Origin of the sequence: Escherichia sp. WS3063 (genome assembly GCF_046486595.1) — a bacterium.
Classification (GTDB): Bacteria; Pseudomonadota; Gammaproteobacteria; order Enterobacterales; family Enterobacteriaceae; genus Escherichia; species Escherichia coli.
On sequence record NZ_JBJQKY010000011.1, the window covers coordinates 106,647 to 124,477 of the forward strand.

At 48.6% G+C, this 17,831-nt stretch carries 18 protein-coding genes and 1 other annotated feature; of the genes, 5 read left to right on the plus strand and 13 right to left on the minus strand.

What is annotated here, in order from left to right; translation table 11 throughout:
* The first annotated feature begins 90 nt into the window (after positions 1–90).
* Positions 91–681, plus strand: coding sequence for a GTP cyclohydrolase II (gene ribA / locus ACJHYW_RS13200; protein ID WP_001176295.1), 591 nt, complete (start codon positions 91–93; stop codon positions 679–681).
* 63 nt (positions 682–744) lie between these two features.
* Here ribA and acnA read toward each other — a convergent pair whose 3' ends face one another.
* The 6 genes from acnA to topA form a co-directional block, all read right to left on the minus strand.
* Positions 745–3,420, minus strand: coding sequence for an aconitate hydratase AcnA (acnA, locus tag ACJHYW_RS13205; RefSeq protein WP_000099488.1), 2,676 nt, complete (start codon positions 3,418–3,420; stop codon positions 745–747).
* 163 nt (positions 3,421–3,583) lie between these two features.
* Complete coding sequence (gene ymiC, locus ACJHYW_RS13210) at positions 3,584–3,679, minus strand: small membrane protein YmiC (RefSeq protein WP_001310756.1); 96 nt, start codon at positions 3,677–3,679, stop codon at positions 3,584–3,586.
* Between the two features lie 113 nt (positions 3,680–3,792).
* Positions 3,793–3,960 (minus strand): protein YciX, encoded by a 168-nt coding sequence (yciX, locus tag ACJHYW_RS13215; protein ID WP_000233043.1) that lies wholly within the window; start codon positions 3,958–3,960, stop codon positions 3,793–3,795.
* A gap of 2 nt (positions 3,961–3,962) precedes the next feature.
* On the minus strand, positions 3,963–4,103 hold the full coding sequence (locus ACJHYW_RS13220; RefSeq protein WP_212734155.1) for a YmiA family putative membrane protein: 141 nt from the start codon (positions 4,101–4,103) through the stop codon (positions 3,963–3,965).
* A 318-nt stretch (positions 4,104–4,421) separates the two neighbouring features.
* Entirely contained in the window at positions 4,422–5,396 is a 975-nt protein-coding gene (cysB, locus tag ACJHYW_RS13225) for an HTH-type transcriptional regulator CysB (RefSeq protein WP_000776252.1), read from the minus strand.
* A 209-nt stretch (positions 5,397–5,605) separates the two neighbouring features.
* Positions 5,606–8,203, minus strand: coding sequence for a type I DNA topoisomerase (gene topA / locus ACJHYW_RS13230; protein ID WP_001361672.1), 2,598 nt, complete (start codon positions 8,201–8,203; stop codon positions 5,606–5,608).
* Positions 8,204–8,582: 379 nt separating this feature from the next.
* Between topA and ACJHYW_RS13235 the strand changes: the two genes are divergently transcribed.
* A complete protein-coding gene (locus ACJHYW_RS13235; protein WP_001031530.1) occupies positions 8,583–8,834 on the plus strand; it encodes a YciN family protein in 252 nt (83 codons plus the stop codon).
* A gap of 35 nt (positions 8,835–8,869) precedes the next feature.
* Here the strand turns inward: ACJHYW_RS13235 and sohB are convergent, their stop codons facing one another.
* Positions 8,870–9,919 carry a protease SohB gene (gene sohB / locus ACJHYW_RS13240; protein WP_000422045.1) on the minus strand — a complete coding sequence of 350 codons (1,050 nt, stop codon included), beginning with the start codon at positions 9,917–9,919 and terminating at the stop codon, positions 8,870–8,872.
* A 219-nt stretch (positions 9,920–10,138) separates the two neighbouring features.
* Here sohB and ACJHYW_RS13245 point away from each other — a divergent pair, with 219 nt between their 5' ends.
* Together ACJHYW_RS13245 and cobO are read left to right on the plus strand one after the other, a co-directional pair.
* Positions 10,139–10,897, plus strand: a complete 759-nt coding sequence (locus ACJHYW_RS13245) for a YciK family oxidoreductase (RefSeq protein WP_000559302.1) — start codon at positions 10,139–10,141, stop codon at positions 10,895–10,897.
* Positions 10,894–11,484: a cob(I)yrinic acid a,c-diamide adenosyltransferase gene (gene cobO / locus ACJHYW_RS13250; RefSeq protein ID WP_001278895.1), complete on the plus strand. Its 591-nt coding sequence runs from the start codon at positions 10,894–10,896 to the stop codon at positions 11,482–11,484. The genes ACJHYW_RS13245 and cobO overlap by 4 nt, the downstream gene beginning before the upstream one ends.
* A 56-nt stretch (positions 11,485–11,540) precedes the next feature.
* On the opposite strand, the gene ACJHYW_RS13255 is transcribed toward cobO, so the two are convergent.
* The 6 genes from ACJHYW_RS13255 to rnm form a co-directional block, all read right to left on the minus strand.
* Positions 11,541–11,849: a hypothetical protein gene (locus ACJHYW_RS13255; protein ID WP_001000715.1), complete on the minus strand. Its 309-nt coding sequence runs from the start codon at positions 11,847–11,849 to the stop codon at positions 11,541–11,543.
* 9 nt (positions 11,850–11,858) lie between these two features.
* Positions 11,859–12,881 carry a hypothetical protein gene (locus ACJHYW_RS13260; RefSeq protein ID WP_000622020.1) on the minus strand — a complete coding sequence of 341 codons (1,023 nt, stop codon included), beginning with the start codon at positions 12,879–12,881 and terminating at the stop codon, positions 11,859–11,861.
* A 169-nt stretch (positions 12,882–13,050) separates the two neighbouring features.
* The gene (rluB, locus tag ACJHYW_RS13265; protein ID WP_001291217.1) at positions 13,051–13,926 is read right to left on the minus strand and encodes a 23S rRNA pseudouridine(2605) synthase RluB; all 876 of its coding nucleotides are present in this window, start codon (positions 13,924–13,926) and stop codon (positions 13,051–13,053) included.
* 210 nt (positions 13,927–14,136) lie between these two features.
* A complete protein-coding gene (locus ACJHYW_RS13270) occupies positions 14,137–16,032 on the minus strand; it encodes a DUF2207 domain-containing protein (RefSeq protein WP_001361671.1) in 1,896 nt (631 codons plus the stop codon).
* Between the two features lie 27 nt (positions 16,033–16,059).
* Entirely contained in the window at positions 16,060–16,680 is a 621-nt protein-coding gene (locus ACJHYW_RS13275) for an L-threonylcarbamoyladenylate synthase (RefSeq protein WP_001295575.1), read from the minus strand.
* The gene (gene rnm / locus ACJHYW_RS13280) at positions 16,677–17,558 is read right to left on the minus strand and encodes an RNase RNM (protein ID WP_001285669.1); all 882 of its coding nucleotides are present in this window, start codon (positions 17,556–17,558) and stop codon (positions 16,677–16,679) included. The genes ACJHYW_RS13275 and rnm overlap by 4 nt, the downstream gene beginning before the upstream one ends.
* Before the next feature lie 137 nt (positions 17,559–17,695).
* On the opposite strand from rnm, the gene trpL reads away from it, so the two are divergent.
* A complete protein-coding gene (trpL, locus tag ACJHYW_RS13285) occupies positions 17,696–17,740 on the plus strand; it encodes a trp operon leader peptide (RefSeq protein WP_001700591.1) in 45 nt (14 codons plus the stop codon).
* Positions 17,717–17,810, plus strand: a sequence feature (Trp leader region). Its footprint overlaps the gene before it by 24 nt.
* Positions 17,811–17,831: the final 21 nt, after the last annotated feature.

The window sequence follows — 17,831 nt, forward strand, 5'->3', positions numbered from 1 at the left end:
CGTGAACGATCGACGCGTCGTGATTAGGTGAACCCCTTCTCGTTATGGCAAAATAAGCCAATACAGAACCAGCATTATCTGGAGAATTTCATGCAGCTTAAACGTGTGGCAGAAGCCAAACTGCCAACCCCATGGGGCGATTTCCTGATGGTGGGATTTGAAGAACTGGCAACCGGACACGATCATGTCGCGCTAGTCTATGGCGATATTTCCGGGCATACCCCGGTACTTGCGCGCGTCCATTCCGAATGTCTGACCGGTGACGCCCTGTTCAGCTTGCGCTGCGATTGTGGCTTCCAGCTCGAAGCGGCACTGACGCAAATTGCCGAAGAAGGCCGTGGTATTTTGCTGTATCACCGTCAGGAAGGTCGTAACATTGGTCTGCTGAATAAAATCCGCGCTTATGCACTGCAGGATCAAGGTTACGATACTGTAGAGGCTAACCACCAGTTAGGCTTCGCCGCTGATGAGCGCGACTTCACTCTTTGCGCTGATATGTTCAAACTCCTTGGCGTCAATGAAGTCCGCTTGTTAACCAACAACCCGAAAAAAGTCGAAATTCTGACCGAAGCAGGGATTAATATTGTTGAACGCGTACCGTTGATTGTAGGTCGTAACCCCAATAACGAACATTATCTCGATACCAAAGCCGAGAAAATGGGTCATTTGCTGAACAAATAACCCTCTTGCATTGTGTAATTCATTTGCTTGCCGGAAGCAAAATAACCGGCAAGCAAATACTCGTTACTTCAACATATTACGAATGACATAATGCAAAATGCCGTCGTTCTGGTAGTAGGTCAACTCCGTCGCGGTGTCGATACGACAACGGCAGGGTACGACTTCCTGGCTACCATGCGCGCGCGTAAGCGTCACCGGAACCGTCGCGCCGGGCTGTAGATTTTGCAGATCGCCAATATCAATCTTCTCTTCCCCGGTTAGCCCTAACGTTTTACGCGTTACGCCTTGCGGAAATTCCAGCGGCAGGATGCCCATGCCAATTAAATTCGAACGGTGAATTCGTTCAAACGATTCGGCAATCACCACACGAATGCCAAGTAGACGCGGACCTTTTGCCGCCCAGTCACGGCTGGAGCCTGATCCATACTCTTTCCCGGCAATCACCGCCAGCGGCGTTTGCTCCTGCTTATAGCGCATCGCGGCATCATAAATAGAGATGACCTCGCTGTCAGGTAAATGCCGCGTCATCCCCCCTTCAACGCCTGGCACCATTTCATTACGGATGCGAATATTGGCGAAGGTGCCGCGCATCATCACTTCATGGTTACCACGCCGCGAACCGTAGGAGTTAAAGTCTTTGCGCTCAACACCCCGACCTTGTAGATATCGCCCCGCCGGGCTATCGGGCTTAATGCTGCCCGCCGGAGAGATATGGTCAGTGGTGACTGAATCCCCCAGCATTGCGAGGATCCGCGCACCGTGAATATCTTCCACAGGTGCTGGTGTTGCCTGCATTTCATCAAAGAAAGGCGATAAGCGAATATAAGTTGAATCTTCCTGCCAACCGTAGGTATCGGATCGTGTGACGTTAATTTCCTTCCACTCTGCTGTGCCTTCAAAAACTTCTGCGTACTCTTTGCGGAACATTTCTGTGGAGACTTGTTCTACCGCACGGGCAATTTCTTGTGCCGAGGGCCAGATATCTTTCAGATATACCGGGTCGCCTTTACGATCGTGACCAATAGGCTCAGAAGCGAGGTTAATATTCATATTTCCCGCTAGCGCATAGGCAACCACCAGCGGCGGCGAGGCCAGCCAGTTAGTTTTAACCAGCGGATGGATACGGCCTTCAAAGTTACGGTTGCCGGACAGCACCGCACCGACGGTTAAATCGCCTTTTTTGATTGCCGTTTCGATAGGATCGGGCAATGGACCAGAGTTACCAATACAGGTGGTACAACCGTATCCCACAAGGTTAAACCCCAGTTCATCGAGATACGGTGTCAGTTTCGCTTTTGCCAGATAATCAGAAACGACTTTCGAGCCTGGTGCCAGCGACGCTTTGACCCACGGTTGCCGCTTGAGGCCCAGAGTTACAGCTTTTTTCGCCAGCAAACCTGCGGCCATCAGCACACTTGGGTTAGAGGTGTTGGTGCACGACGTTATCGCAGCAATGACCACCGCGCCATCAGGTAACTGATACTGATGTCCGTTCATAACATAATCGACCGGCTGGCGATCTTTATGCGTGGCATTTACTTCCAGTTCGTTACTGGCGGCAAATGCTTTTGGTACATCGGGCAGTGCAACGCGATCCTGTGGGCGTTTTGGCCCTGCCAGGCTCGCTTCAACGTCATTCATATCCAGTTCTAACGTACTGGTAAAAATCGGTTCATCGCCCGGGTTACGCCACATGCCCTGCGCTTTGGCATATTTTTCGACCAACTCGACCTGATCTTCGCTGCGCCCGCTTAAACGCATGTAATCGAGGGTGACAGCATCGATTGGGAAGAAGCCACAGGTGGCACCATATTCTGGCGACATATTGGCAATGGTGGCGCGATCCGCCAGCGGTAGTGAATCCAGCCCATCACCATAAAATTCGACGAATTTCCCCACCACGCCATGTTTGCGCAGCATTTGGGTAACGGTGAGAACCAGGTCTGTGGCGGTAATACCTTCACGTAATTTTCCGGTGAGTTTAAAGCCCACTACGTCCGGGATAAGCATGGAAACCGGCTGGCCTAACATTGCGGCTTCGGCTTCGATCCCACCAACGCCCCACCCCAGCACGCCAAGGCCGTTGATCATGGTGGTGTGCGAGTCAGTACCAACGAGTGTATCCGGATAAGCAATCCATTCACCGTCCTGCAATTCGCTCCACACTGCTTTGCCGAGATATTCGAGGTTAACCTGATGGCAAATGCCTGTGCCTGGCGGCACGACGCTAAAACGACTGAACGCCTGCTTTCCCCATTTCAGGAACACATAACGTTCGTGGTTGCGCTCCATTTCCAGGCGCACGTTTTCTTCAAATGCCTCATCATCACCAAAACGATCGACGGTCACCGAGTGGTCAATGACCAGGTCGACCGGTGAGAGCGGGTTAACCTTTGCAGTATCGCCGCCGAGGCGTTTAACCGCTTCGCGCATTGCCGCCAGATCAACAACGGCAGGTACGCCGGTAAAGTCCTGCATCAGCACTCTTGCCGGGCGGTAGGCAATTTCACGGTCAGCATGGGCATTTTTCAGCCATCCCGCCAGCGCGTGGATATCCTCTTCGGTAACCGATTTACCATCCTGCCAACGCAGCAGGTTTTCGAGCAAAACTTTGAGTGACTTGGGTAGACGGGTGATATCGCCCAGTGATTTGGCAGCAAGCGGCAGGCTGTAGTAGTGGTAAGTTTTATCTTTGGCCTGCAACGTGTCCTTACTGGCTTCTCGTAGGGTTGACGACATAGCTCCTCCTTAATGACAGGGTTGCGACGCCCTGATTCTCTTCAGGGTGAGTATTAAAGATAACACAAACATCGCGTAACGATTTGATAACAACCCAAATTGATAAAAGAGGAGAAACCTTGTGGAAAGCAAATGAAAACCCCCGCCGCAGAGGGGTCAGGGATCAGTGAGTAATGATCCAGAGGAGTTCGGCCCAGAAGAGCATTGACAGAGAAAACGCGCCCATCCAGGACCAATATTTCATATTTGTGTTGATCATAGGCTACACCCTTAACGGTTATTACTTTGTGTTGAGATAACTCAACCTGTTATTGCTGCGGTGTATTAAAAGCCCTGTAATTCATTAAAAATGGGTAATAAGAATGATGATAATTATTGTTTCGGCTGATCATCTTCAGCAAACAGTTCTATAAAGGCTTGCTGCTGCGATGTTAGTTGCCAGTCGTCTGGAATAACGACGGAACATTCCCGTTTCGTTTCTGGTTCATTATCACTATGCTGACATAATGGTGACGACTCCAGTTGCTCCTGACCGACCATAGTTATCCCCACACTTTCCAAATCAGCAGTGCGATAACCACCCAGAAAAGTGCAGAACCAAGAAAAACCGCCAGCCAGGCTTTACGTTTTAATTCAGGATCGCGGCGGGGTTCCTGATTTCCAGAAGGCATTGCTAACCTCATATAATCGCCATCACTTATCAGCAAGACGTTGAACGATTGGTGTAATTAATCATACGATGAGACAAATCCTAAAGAAACTTTAGTCAAAAATCCAGCGAATTTACGAATCGTCGCCAGTGAATAATTCAATCTTTTGACCTGAAATAGATATTTGAAAACGGGAATTTGCTAGGCGGGTAATTAGACACTACTTTACAGGTAATTTACCCTATAAATATGAGGGGTAAAAATATTGTGCACGGTATAGAAATAAGTAACAAAAGAGAACATATTCCGGCACCTTCGCTACATAAAAGGTGCCGAAAATAACGCAAGAAATTATTTTTCCGGCAGTTTTATATCTTTAAACATGGCCTCAATTTCTTCATTAGAGCGCAATGCGACAGCCGCATCAACGACATCACGCGTTAAATGCGGTGCAAAACGCTGAATAAAATCATACATATAACTGCGCAAAAAAGTACTACGGCGAAAACCAATTTTGGTTGTACTGTGGCTGAAGATATCGTGAGCATCAACACGCACAAGGTCGGGATCGGCGACCGGATCCACCGCCATGCTGGCAATGACCCCTACCCCCAGCCCTAACCGGACGTAAGTTTTAATGACGTCAGCATCCGTTGCCGTGAAGACGATACGCGGCGTTAACCCTGCGCGGTTAAAGGCAGTATCCAGTTCTGAGCGTCCGGTAAAGCCGAAGGTATATGTCACCAACGGATATTGCGCCAGTTCTTCAATGGTAATGGCTTTTTTGCCTGCCAGCGGGTGATCCGGAGTGACTACAATAGCCCGATTCCAGTGGTAGCACGGTAACATCACTAAATCTTCATACAGATGCAGCGCTTCTGTGGCGATAGCGAAATCGGCATTGCCTTTAGAGACGGCATCAGCAATTTGTGTCGGCGAGCCCTGGTGCATATGCAAAGAAACGCGAGGATAACGCTCAATAAAGCCTTTGATGACGTTTGGTAACGCGTAGCGTGCCTGGGTATGCGTGGTGGCGATATACAGCGAGCCTTTATCCGGCCAGGTGTGCTCTCCGGCGACCGATTTTATGGCATCGACTTTCGACAGGACTTCGCGAGCGATACGAATTATTTCTTGTCCTGCTGGCGTTACCTGCGTCAGGTGCTTGCCGCTTCGGGAAAAAATTTGAATGCCTAGCTCGTCTTCCAGCATTCTGACTTGTTTACTGATCCCGGGTTGTGATGTGTAAAGTCCTTCCGCTGTTGATGAGACATTCAGGTTATGATTGACCACCTCAACAATATAGCGAAGTTGTTGTAATTTCATGTTAAACCATCCACTTAGACGCCATCAGAACATCGTTTTTTCGTCACGCCAGGCGGGTGACTAATACGATTTAATAATAAAAAAGGGGCTAACTATAACCACTATATCATTTATAGCCTTAGTGTATAGGTGTGAAGAAAAAATAATATGCAATAAAAAAGGGCCGCTTTCGCGACCCTTTGTTTATAAAAACCTGACAAAATTAAAGGTTATTTTTTCCCTTCAACCCATTTGCCATCAACATAAAATGCTGACCAGCCAGTCGCCTTTCCGTCTTTTTCCGAAGAGACATATTGCTGTTTGGTTTTACGGCTAAAGCGAACCATGGTCTTATTACCTTCCGGATCCTGCTGTGGCGCATCGGCCAGATAACGCAGTTTTTCCGGCAGACGGTCGCGGAAGCGATAAAGCTCTTCCACCAGTGGCGCACGTGTTTCACGCGATTTCGGGAAAGTGTTGGCAGCCAGGAACACACCGGCAGCACCGTCACGCAGCACGAAATAAGCATCTGATTTTTCGCACGGCAGCTCAGGTAATGGCACCGGATCTTCTTTCGGTGGTGCTACTTCGCCGTTACGTAAAATCTTACGTGTGTTTTTACACTCTTCGTTGGTGCAGGCCATGTATTTACCGAAACGCCCCATTTTCAGGTGCATTTCAGAACCACATTTTTCACACTCAACGATCGGGCCGTCATAACCTTTAATGCGGAATTCGCCCTCTTCGATCTCGTAACCGTCGCAGGTTGGGTTATTACCACAGACATGCAACTTACGTTTCGGATCGATGAGATAGCTGTCCATCGCCGTGCCGCATTTCGGGCAACGACGTTTTGCGCGCAGCGCGTTGGTTTCAGCGTCTTCGCCTTCCAGCACGTTCAGCACTTCGTTTTCCGGCACCAGGTTAATGGTGGTTTTGCAACGCTCTTTCGGCGGCAGCGCATAACCAGAACAGCCAAGGAATACCCCGGTGCTCGCTGTGCGAATCCCCATTTTGCGACCACAAGTCGGGCAGTCAATGCTGGTCAGAACCATCTGGTTCGGGCGCATACCACCCTCTTCCGGATCTTTTTCAGCTTTATCTAACTGCTGAGTGAAATCCGAGAAGAAGTGATCCAGTACAGTTTTCCACTCTGCTTCGTGATTTGCCACCTGGTCGAGGCTGTTTTCCATCTGCGCGGTGAAGTCGTAGTTCATTAACTCACGGAAATTCTCTTCCAGGCGATCGGTGACGATTTCACCCATTTTTTCCGCATAGAAACGACGATTTTCTACTCGCACATAGCCACGATCCTGAATGGTCGAAATGATCGACGCATAGGTAGAAGGACGACCGATACCGCGTTTTTCCAGTTCTTTAACCAGCGATGCTTCACTGAAACGGGCTGGAGGCTTGGTAAAGTGCTGGGCTGGTGTCAGTTCAACGAGCGTCAGAGCATCGCCTTTATCGACTGCCGGTAAGATACGATCTTCATCGCCTTTACGCAGTGCAGGCATCACTTTCGTCCAGCCATCAAAGCGTAAAATACGACCGCGTGCTTTCAGGCGGAAATCGCCCGCACCAACGGTCAGCGTCGTGGAGTCATATTTCGCTGGGGTCATCTGGCAGGCAACGAACTGACGCCAGATTAACTGGTACAGTTTTTGCGCATCTGCTTCCATATCCTTCAGCGATTCCGCCATCACATTGACGTCAGAAGGACGAATCGCTTCGTGCGCTTCCTGTGAGTTTTCTTTGCTGGCGTACTGATTCGGACTTTCCGGCAGATATTTCTTACCAAAATTATCGCTGATATAACCGCGAACCATATTTACCGCGTCCTGACTCAGGTTAGTGGAGTCGGTACGCATGTAAGTGATATAGCCTGCTTCATACAAACGCTGCGCCATCATCATGGTTTTTTTCACGCCAAATCCAAGACGGGTGCTGGCAGCTTGTTGCAGCGTAGAGGTAATAAAAGGAGCGCCAGGTTTACTGGTTGTCGGTTTGTCTTCACGTTCCAGCACGCTGTAGCGCGCTTTTTCCAGCAGACTTACCGCAGCCTGAGTTTGTTCTTTGTTGACCGGACGGAACGGTTTGTCGTTCTGATGAGTGACCTGTAACGCCAACGCTTCACCAGATGGCGTGGTCGTGCTGGCATCGACTTCCCAGAACTCTTCCGGCACGAACGCTTTAATTTCACGCTCACGCTCGACCACCAGGCGAACCGCCACCGACTGCACACGACCGGCAGACAGACCACGAGCGATCTTTTTCCATAGCAGCGGCGAAACCATATACCCCACCACGCGGTCCATAAAGCGACGCGCCTGCTGGGCATTAACACGATCAATATTCAGCTCACCCGGTTTGTTAAATGCCTGGCGGATCGCGTTTTTAGTAATTTCGTTAAACACCACTCGGCTATAGCGCGCATCATCACCACCAATCACTTCCCGCAGGTGCCATGCAATGGCTTCCCCTTCGCGGTCAAGGTCGGTTGCGAGATAGATGTGGTCGGCTTTTTCAGCCAGTTGTTTCAGTTCAGAGACGACCTTCTCTTTACCAGGCAACACTTCATAGTGCGCCTCCCAATTGTGCCACGGGTCAACCCCCATACGGTTGACGAGAGCGCCACGTTCATCCTTTTTAGGCTTTTTAGCCGTCTTGGTGGAGGTAGAGTCGGCACTCTTTTTGGCAGCTGAGCCACTGGTCGGCAAATCGCGGATGTGACCGACGCTGGATTTCACCACGTAGTCACTACCCAGATACTTGTTGATCGTTTTGGCTTTTGCCGGGGACTCAACGATGACAAGAGCTTTACCCATATTCACCTTACCTAATTTGATTCTTCCAGGAATGCGTCGCACGTTGATAAACCTTCCACTGGCAACGAGTTACCGATATGGACTCGCTCTCTGCGGATATCAACCCCTTGTCGTGACTCTGTTCACGAAAATTCAGGTGACTGAGTTAACAGGTCTTGGCCTACAGGCGCTATAGCACGACGGAATTTTGGTCGAATGTCAAGCAAATCTATTGCCAGATTGACGAAAGCGTCACACTGTACCTGATAAAATCCGATACGCAACTTTATTAGCATGCAAAATCCAAAGTTGCCAGTAAGGCGCTCTTGCCACCAGCGTGGTATATTTGTCTGCAAGCCATGCCTGGCGTAGACTAATGTCCTTGTTTAAGGAGTAAATAATGAACAAAGAGACACAACCCATCGACCGCGAGACGCTGTTGAAAGAGGCCAACAAAATCATTCGTGAGCATGAGGATACGCTCGCAGGGATTGAAGCCACCGGCGTCACGCAGCGTAATGGCGTGCTGGTATTTACCGGCGACTACTTTTTAGATGAACAAGGATTGCCAACAGCCAAAAGCACCGCGGTGTTTAATATGTTCAAACACCTGGCCCATGTGCTTTCAGAAAAATATCACCTGGTTGATTAAAGCAAAACGCGAGGTCTTAGCCTCGCGTTTGTCTTTTACATCAATGGCTTTTGACCCCGCTGCCACCAGCGTAGCAACAATCGATCGGCGCTCTCTGCCGCGCTGCCGGTGAATCGGTCAATGAGTCGTTTACGCTGCATATAGCGTACATTGACCACTTCACGGCCTTCCATCAGGCTAAGAATAACTTCATCACTGGTGTTGATTTCATCAACCAGGCCTTTCTCTACCGCCTGTTGTCCGTACCAGTGTTCACCCGTTGCCACCTGTTCAATATCCAGAGACGGACGCATACGCTTCACAAAATCTTTAAATAACTGATGCGTTTCGTTCAGCTCTTCGCGGAATTTCTCCCGCCCTTCTTCGGTGTTTTCACCCAGCAAGGTCAGCGTGCGCTTATACTGCCCGGCGGTGTGCAGTTCGATATCAATATCTTTGCTTTTCAGGAAGCGGTTAAAGTTGGGCATTTGTGCCACCACGCCAATGGAACCCACAATAGCAAACGGTGCGGAAACAATTTTGTCCGCCACACAGGCCATCATGTAACCGCCGCTGGCAGCGACTTTGTCTACCGTAACAGTTAAAGGAATGTTTTTATCACGCAGACGCTGCAGCTGCGAAGCCGCCAACCCGTAACCATGCACCATGCCACCAGGGCTTTCCAGACGGAGCACAACCTGATCCTGCGGTTTGAATGCTGCGAGTACCGCCGTTATCTCTTCACGTAGCGAGTTCACTTCATGGGCGTCCATGCTGCCTTTAAAATCCAGCACCCAGACGCGAGGTTTACTGTCAGTTGCCACCTCGCCCAGTTTGGCTTTCGCTTTTGCTGCTTTCGCTTCTTGCTTGTGCTTTTTCTTCTGCGCTTTGTGCCACTGTTTTTGCTGATGTGAATCCATCAGCGCCGCGGCCAGTTCTTCTTTCATCTCCTTATACTGTTCGCTGAGATTGTTGACCCGTAACTCGCCACGCTGGCGTTTATTACGTTGAGCAACATTGACTATAATGGCGGCAATCGCCGCAATCGCTAGCACAACGGTAACGATTTTCGCCAAAAACAAACCATATTCAGACAACAATTCCACGAGTCCCCACCTTGGTTAAACAACGCTTTGGCTCACAGTTTACAACAGGCATGTTAAGCCGTCTCGCAGAGATGTTATTGCAGCGAAAGTATGACAAAGTATCCATTTTGCGGTGTTATCGCCCCAGGCTGATTGAAATGCCCTTCTGTTTCAGGCATAAAGCCCCAAAGTCTTAAAGTACACTGGCAGCGCGACAGACAACGTCGTTGAGGAGTAGCCATGCATTACCAGCCAAAACAAGATTTACTCAATGATCGCATTATCCTGGTGACGGGAGCCAGCAATGGTATTGGTCGTGAAGCCGCGATGACGTATGCACGCTATGGTGCGACAGTGATTCTGTTGGGCCGTAATGAAGAAAAATTACGTCAGGTAGCCAGCCACATAAACGAAGAAACTGGGCGTCAGCCACAGTGGTTTATTCTCGATTTGCTGACCTGCACGTCCGAAGATTGCCAACAACTGGCACAGCGCATTGCCGTTAATTATCCGCGTCTGGATGGTGTTTTGCATAATGCCGGATTGCTCGGCGATGTTTGTCCAATGAGCGAACAAAATCCACAGGTCTGGCAGGACGTCATACAGGTCAACGTTAATGCCACCTTTATGCTCACCCAGGCACTGCTTCCTTTATTACTCAAATCGGACGCCGGTTCACTGGTCTTTACTTCATCAAGCGTTGGACGTCAGGGACGAGCCAACTGGGGCGCATATGCAGCGTCGAAATTTGCCACCGAAGGGATGATGCAGGTACTGGCCGATGAATATCAGCAGCGCCTGCGCGTCAACTGCATTAACCCAGGCGGTACGCGCACCGCAATGCGTGCCAGCGCCTTCCCGACCGAAGATCCACAGAAACTTAAAACACCCGCTGATATCATGCCGCTCTACCTTTGGCTGATGGGCGATGACAGCCGCCGTAAAACCGGCATGACCTTTGACGCCCAACCGGGCCGTAAACCAGGAATTTCCCAATGAGTGATGAACGCTACCAACAGCGTCAGCAGCGAGTGAAAGAAAAAGTAGATGCCCGTGTGGCCCAGGCCCAGGATGAACGCGGTATTATCATCGTCTTTACCGGCAATGGAAAAGGCAAAACCACCGCAGCATTTGGTACGGCAACACGCGCAGTTGGTCACGGAAAAAAAGTGGGCGTCGTGCAGTTTATTAAAGGCACCTGGCCTAATGGCGAACGAAATCTGCTGGAACCACACGGCGTTGAATTTCAGGTGATGGCAACGGGCTTTACCTGGGATACGCAAAACCGCGAATCTGATACCGCCGCCTGCCGCGAAGTCTGGCAACATGCCAAACGGATGTTGGCAGATCCCTCACTGGATATGGTTTTGCTCGATGAGCTGACTTATATGGTCGCGTATGACTATTTGCCACCTGAAGAAGTGATTCAGGCGTTAAATGAACGTCCACATCAGCAAACCGTCATTATTACGGGTCGAGGCTGTCATCGGGATATACTCGAACTGGCGGATACGGTAAGTGAGTTACGCCCCGTGAAACATGCGTTTGATGCTGGCGTAAAAGCACAGATAGGGATTGATTACTAAGTGAAAGCACCTCAAAAGATCGCCTCTTGAGGTGCTAATTTTAGATACTGAATGGCTTAATTAGCCACGGCAAAATTAAGAAGAGCTTGAATTTTATTCAAGTGTGCGGGATATTCCATGTCATTATCCGCATTGACGTCTTCAATAAACAGTATTAATTCAGTGATCAAATCATTAGCATCTTCATAACTAATACCAGTCAGTTCTGGTGACGTTTGCGAGCCATAATTAATTGTCAGATTATTCATTACCGACAAAACCAGAATAAAATATTTGTGACATATATCGCAAGTTGTTCGGTTTCCTAAGGCATAGTACAGCATATTGAGCAATGCCAGTATTCGTCGATTTTGCACATCGTTCATAATGACCTCCTATAACATAACTCCGCTGGCAATAAGAAGTTTTGCCAGCTCCTCTGACGCCTGAAGACCACTAATAACTTGAGCACGCAGGATCTCATTCCTACGCTCTAAATCCGCTTTTGAAAGAGATTTATTAGAGTATAAATCTTGTAGATGATTTCCTTTATCCATGAAGGCATTAATAGCTTGTATTGCTGGAGCCGCCGGATCAGATGAACGCAATCTGCTTTCATTAAGATTAATTACTGCACTCAAAAATTCCTGCCTGCTCTTTAATGTCTTAAATTCTATATTTTTAGTATTTTCCCGGGCCTTATTATAGTAATAAAAATTATTACTGATGTTCGCAAAATTATTCCGATCCATTTGCTGCTGTTTCGTTGCTATATCATCAAGTAAATCTTGTAAATTTCTTTGAAGTCGTGGCCAGTCACTACCTACCGCTTTACCAACATTTTCTGATTTAATCTTCTCTTTGTATAATCCATTGAAATATTGAACTAAATCTTTAACAGCCACAGCTGACTTAGTCAGTTCTTCACCTTCTGAAAAGCCAAGTAGTTTTTGGGCGTTGTTTGCGTGATCGAGCGCCTGATTAAGTAATATAATTTGTTTACTATCCTCAACATCCATACCCACCGTCAACAACTCCACATAGGAGCTCATACTGTTAACGACCTCAAGTGAAGCCAGTAGTTTTTGTTTTTCTGTTGTTGCCAATTGAATTTTAGTAATATCTTTATACGATGTTTTGCCCCCTTTCTCTGATTGCAAACATAAGGACTCTTTATTAGTATTATTTTCCATAATCGTTTCATAATCAGGTCGCAATGCACAATCCGGATTAGTCGCATAAAAATTAACAAGGAAGTTTTCACGAGAAGCATAGTATTGTTTAAAGAAACTTGCATTCGCCGCAACCGCCTTGTTACCCGCAGTAATAACAGTTTCAGCTTGTTCATTCTTCAATGCTTCGGTTGCACAACCTGAAAGCATTAACAGCGATAGAAATATTCCACTATATCTAATCATAACCCACCTCTTGACGTTGAGTTTATCTCAGATAATTAAATAGTAATGTGGCTATTTCCTGGTAATATTCATAAGCAAGTATGAAATTAAATTAAAATACTGCGACTATTTATCATACTTCAAATGAAGAAAAGGCCCCGCAGGGCCTTTATTTTATACTTAACTTAAATTAACCGTTATTATTACGTCCACCAGAACGACGACCGCCGCTGACCTGGCTGTGACGTTTCACCGCACGACGAATTTGATTCGCCTTCATACGACGACGGTCTTTTTCTACAGCAACTTTAGAGCTGGTTTCTGGCGGTAGTTCCACCAGCTCACGCAGATAGTTAGTCTGGGCGAGGTCCAGCTCCGTCCAGCCACCGCGTGGCAGACCTTTTGGCAGTGGGATATCACCGTAACGAACACGGATCAGGCGGCTCACCTGCACACCAACAGCTTCCCAAAGACGACGAACTTCACGGTTACGGCCTTCGGTCAGAGTAACGTTGTACCACTGGTTGATCCCTTCGCCGCCGCTGAACTTGATGGTTTTAAAGGCTGCCGGACCATCTTCCAACTGCACGCCACGACTCAAATCACGCAGTTTCGCGTCGTCAACCTGACCAAATACACGCACGGCATATTCACGTTCAACTTCACGGCTTGGGTGCATTAAACGGTTTGCCAGTTCACCATCGGTGGTGAACAGCAGCAGACCACAGGTGTTAACGTCCAGGCGACCCACGGCAATCCAGCGTGCGCCACGCAGTTTTGGCAGACGGTCAAACACCGTTGGACGTCCTTCCGGATCGTTACGGGTACACAACTCACCTTCCGGTTTGTAATAGGCCAGAACGCGACAAATTTGTTCAGCGGACTCACGTACCGAAATCAGGTGACCATCGATACGGATTTTCAATCCAGGGGTAACTTCAACGCGATCGCCGAGTTTAGCAATTTTGCCATCAACACTCACACGACCGGCTTCAATAATAGATTCGATTTCACGGCGAGAGCCGTGGCCGGCACGCGCCAGCACTTTCTGTAGCTTTTCGCTCATAGAGCTTCCTTTTGGTGTCGCCTTCCCAGGCGTCTGATATGCTTTTGTGCAACAGTGAGTCAGAACTTACATCTGACTCACTGATAGTAAAGTCTGTTTGAACTCTTCAGGCCTTAAGTAAACGACTCGACGTTTATCGGCCTGGCTTTGAGGCGCAACATACTACACTATCTTTATGGTTAAAGCTTGTTTCGATTAACATCAGCTTAATTACCAGCCACCACCGCCTCCGCCACCCGCCCCGCCGCCAGCACCACCACCGGAATAACTTCGCCCCAACAAACTGGTATTGGCCCCCAGGCTCAGGTGCATCTGTAATGAAAACAAAACGCCACTACGGGTAATTTCCGGGGCGTGAACAGCCGCTGTGAGTGATGGGGTGATACGTGCTGCCCATTCTTTTCCAAGGTTTGCCGAGACTGCCCAACCTAGCAACGCGTAATCCAGTTTCCGTGTTTCCCCTTTCCGCCGCCGCCCACTGTGTGTTGCTGCCTCTTTACGCGCAAGATAGTTAACGATAGCTTCACCGTGGGCATAACGTTGCTGCCCAGTTTGGGTAAACTTTGGCAGAAAAATATACCCCATGCCAGTGAGATAACCGGTCAGGAAAACAGCGCTAAAATAACCCGCTGGCATATACCAGTAAAAGAATACATCTCCGACATTGATATAGAGAGAATAAAAGGCCACGCCTGAACAAATCAGCGGTAAAAACAAAGTGATGATTACACGATTAACGCAAGGCTTGTCATCATCGCGGGCAAACAAAAGCTCAAGGGAACAAAATAAAAAAGGAAGAAGCCAGCAGATCATAATAAACATATCGCCAACCAGACTCATTCCTGCCCAACCTACGGGACTCAGGTTACCGTAGAGAATGACCGCCAATATCGCCATTCCGCCCCATTGCAAAAACGTATCTGGTCGATAAAACGAAGACTTTTTACGCGGCAGATAAAATTTCTGCATCCGTAAAAATGCCCTGCGTAAGACTCTGTTGCGTCTCCCCGTAAGAACGACCTTATCGCCTTTACGAAATAACGCTTCCAGTAATAACTGCTCTGCGGGCAGTAATACCGCATTATTTCTGGTCGCGCCTTCATTAACACGAATCAGGATTTGCTGGTTCTTATCATACTGATCTTCCAGATGAATTTTTCCTTTCACAATCAGATTTACGATATCGGCACAAAAACCTTTATCGTCGTAAACCAGCTTCGCATCGAGACGTAACATGCCGGGCGTGTAATCTGGCGGAATGACATCGGTTTCAATCACATCTACCGGCGTAAATTGCGGCCTGCGCTTCCAGAGATATAACCATCCACAAACCAGGAATAGACAAGGAAACCAAATTAACAACGATGACGTGGAGGGTAAAAGAAGATGGCTGAAAATATTCGTCGTTTGTGGAGCCGGGGCATTGCTAAGTAAAGCGTGAGGCCAGCGGTAGAGTACCGTGAAATCTTCACGATAAAACGGATCGCGGGATTCAATTCTTCCGTCCTCAAGGATGCGGCCATTTCGATATGTGTCGCCCTCTTCTCCAGTAAAGAGATCGATTTCGCTAAATGGATTACCCGCAATATCAGGCAACTTGAGTGAAAATAGGGTCTTATAAATTTCAAACGGCCAGTGGTTACCGGTCACGTTCCAGATTAGCAGATCAGAATCCCCTTCACGCAGGAAAGCATTTTTAACCTGATAATGAATTTGATAATGATAGTCGCCTTGAGGCAAGAAACGTTGTTTATCGCCCACGACAATACTCATTAACCCGATATGCCAGTCAAGATGCCAGGGTTCAGGAATACCATCACGGGTGACGCCAACAATATGATAGTTCAGCAGTGCAGCGTCCCCATCAGGCTGCATCCAGAGTCGCGGTAAATCACGATAAAATCCGTGCTTAATCTGCTGATTTCGCGCCTGAAAATGAATATTTTCTTTGATGTCGAGCACCCCATCCGGTTGCAGAGTGGCTTCAACATCAAAGAGCGAGATCCCTTCTTCATAAGAAGGGATCTCCGTGTTTTCCGCATAACTTAGAGATGATACAAACAGCCCTGCTATCAACAGCAAAATGCAGCGAAACTTCCCTGCCATAGTCTTCCATCCGTGGAACGCAATTTGTTATAAGAAAGGCTTCACATCACCTACGCCTTCACGCACCACGACCGGCGTATCATCGGTAAGATCAATAACCGTTGTTGGTTTCTGCCCGAGATAGCCGCCGTGAATAATCAAATCCACCTGTTTTTCCAGACGGTCTTTAATTTCTTCCGGATCGGATTCGGTAAATTCACTGCCTGGCAGCATTAGCGAAGTGGAAAGCATCGGTTCGCCCAGTGCTTCAAGCAGCGCCTGCGCAATCGGGTTAGACGGCACGCGCATACCGATGGTTTTGCGTTTTTCCTGCAACAGACGGCGTGGCACCTCCTTCGTCCCCTTCAGGATGAAGGTATAGTTGCCTGGCGTGTTGTTTTTCATCAAACGAAACGCAACGTTATCGACAAATGAATAGGTCGAGAGTTCAGAAAGATCGCGACACATCAGGGTAAAGTTGTGACCGTCCGGCAGCTGGCGAATACGACAAATACGCTCCATCGCGTTTTTATCTTCAATTTTACAGCCGAGCGCATAGCCGGAATCAGTTGGATAAACAATCACCCCGCCTTTACGCACGATCTCCACCGCCTGGTTGATCAGACGTTGCTGCGGGTTATCAGGATGAATATAAAAAAACTGGCTCATAATTCCCTCTCTGTGGTGTTCTGCGGCTGTTCCCATAGCTGCCAGACGCCTTCAACGCCTGCGGGCAGCCAGAGTTTACGACCCAGTTCGATCCACGGGCATGGCTGATGAAAATCAGATCCTTGTGATGCCCGTAAATGATGCTGACGCGCAAGTGTCGCCAGCTGGGTGCGTTCATTGGGCGATTGCTGGCACTGCGCGACTTCCATCGCGTCGCCGTGGTGTTCGGCAAAATGCGCAACCAATCTTTTCAGCCATTTAGCACTAAGATTGTACCGCCCAGGATGAGCTAGCACCGCCTTACCGCCAGAATGATGAATGACATCAATAGCTTGTTCTATTGTACACCACTGTGGCGGAACGTATCCGGTTTTCCCGCGCGCCAGATACTTTTTAAAGACATCCGCCATTGAACTGGCTTTTCCGCACTCCACAAGGAAACGCGCAAAATGACCGCGCGTCACCGCACCGCCCTGCGCCAGTCGTTGCGCGCCTTCCAGTGCCCGAGGTATTTGCGCTTTTTCAAGTCTTTCGGCAATCAGCTGCGCCCGCTGATTGCGCCGTTCTGTCTGCTGCGCGAGGAACTCGCACATTAGCGGATGAGTAATATCAATATTCAGCCCGACAATATGAATTTCATGATTTTCCCAGACCGTGGAAATTTCCACGCCGGGAATAAGATTCAGCGCCAGTCCCGAACGTGAAATTTCCTCTCTTGCTGGTGCAATTGCAGCTGTGGTGTCATGGTCGGTGATCGCCAGGGTGCCGACGCGCATCTCGACTGCACGGTGCACCAATGCTTCTGGCGTCAGGCAGCCATCGGAAGCTGTGGTATGGCTGTGCAGGTCGTAAATCACTGCGTAATTCGTGTCGCTCAAGGCGCACTCCCGTTCTGGATAATGTTTTTTGCGCCGACATCATAACGGTTCTGGCAAATATTCTGAAATGAGCTGTTGACAATTAATCATCGAACTAGTTAACTAGTACGCAAGTTCACGTAAAAAGGGTATCGACAATGAAAGCAATTTTCGTACTGAAAGGTTGGTGGCGCACTTCCTGAAACGGGCAGTGTATTCACCATGCGTAAAGCAATCAGATACCCAGCCCGCCTAATTAGCGGGCTTTTTTTTGAACAAAATTAGAGAATAACA

Bases quoted from the DNA above. Each gene is read 5' to 3' on its own strand.
- ACJHYW_RS13220 (WP_212734155.1), bottom strand. From the start codon at position 4,103: ATGAGGTTAGCAATGCCTTCTGGAAATCAGGAACCCCGCCGCGATCCT.
- ACJHYW_RS13245 (WP_000559302.1), top strand. From the start codon at position 10,139: ATGCATTACCAGCCAAAACAAGATTTACTCAATGATCGCATTATCCTG.
- ribA (WP_001176295.1), top strand. From the start codon at position 91: ATGCAGCTTAAACGTGTGGCAGAAGCCAAACTGCCAACCCCATGGGGC.
- cobO (WP_001278895.1), top strand. From the start codon at position 10,894: ATGAGTGATGAACGCTACCAACAGCGTCAGCAGCGAGTGAAAGAAAAA.
- ACJHYW_RS13270 (WP_001361671.1), bottom strand. From the start codon at position 16,032: ATGGCAGGGAAGTTTCGCTGCATTTTGCTGTTGATAGCAGGGCTGTTT.
- topA (WP_001361672.1), bottom strand. From the start codon at position 8,203: ATGGGTAAAGCTCTTGTCATCGTTGAGTCCCCGGCAAAAGCCAAAACG.
- rluB (WP_001291217.1), bottom strand. From the start codon at position 13,926: ATGAGCGAAAAGCTACAGAAAGTGCTGGCGCGTGCCGGCCACGGCTCT.
- ymiC (WP_001310756.1), bottom strand. From the start codon at position 3,679: ATGATCAACACAAATATGAAATATTGGTCCTGGATGGGCGCGTTTTCT.
- ACJHYW_RS13260 (WP_000622020.1), bottom strand. From the start codon at position 12,881: ATGATTAGATATAGTGGAATATTTCTATCGCTGTTAATGCTTTCAGGT.
- ACJHYW_RS13275 (WP_001295575.1), bottom strand. From the start codon at position 16,680: ATGAGCCAGTTTTTTTATATTCATCCTGATAACCCGCAGCAACGTCTG.
- cysB (WP_000776252.1), bottom strand. From the start codon at position 5,396: ATGAAATTACAACAACTTCGCTATATTGTTGAGGTGGTCAATCATAAC.
- ACJHYW_RS13255 (WP_001000715.1), bottom strand. From the start codon at position 11,849: ATGAACGATGTGCAAAATCGACGAATACTGGCATTGCTCAATATGCTG.
- ACJHYW_RS13235 (WP_001031530.1), top strand. From the start codon at position 8,583: ATGAACAAAGAGACACAACCCATCGACCGCGAGACGCTGTTGAAAGAG.
- yciX (WP_000233043.1), bottom strand. From the start codon at position 3,960: ATGGTCGGTCAGGAGCAACTGGAGTCGTCACCATTATGTCAGCATAGT.
- acnA (WP_000099488.1), bottom strand. From the start codon at position 3,420: ATGTCGTCAACCCTACGAGAAGCCAGTAAGGACACGTTGCAGGCCAAA.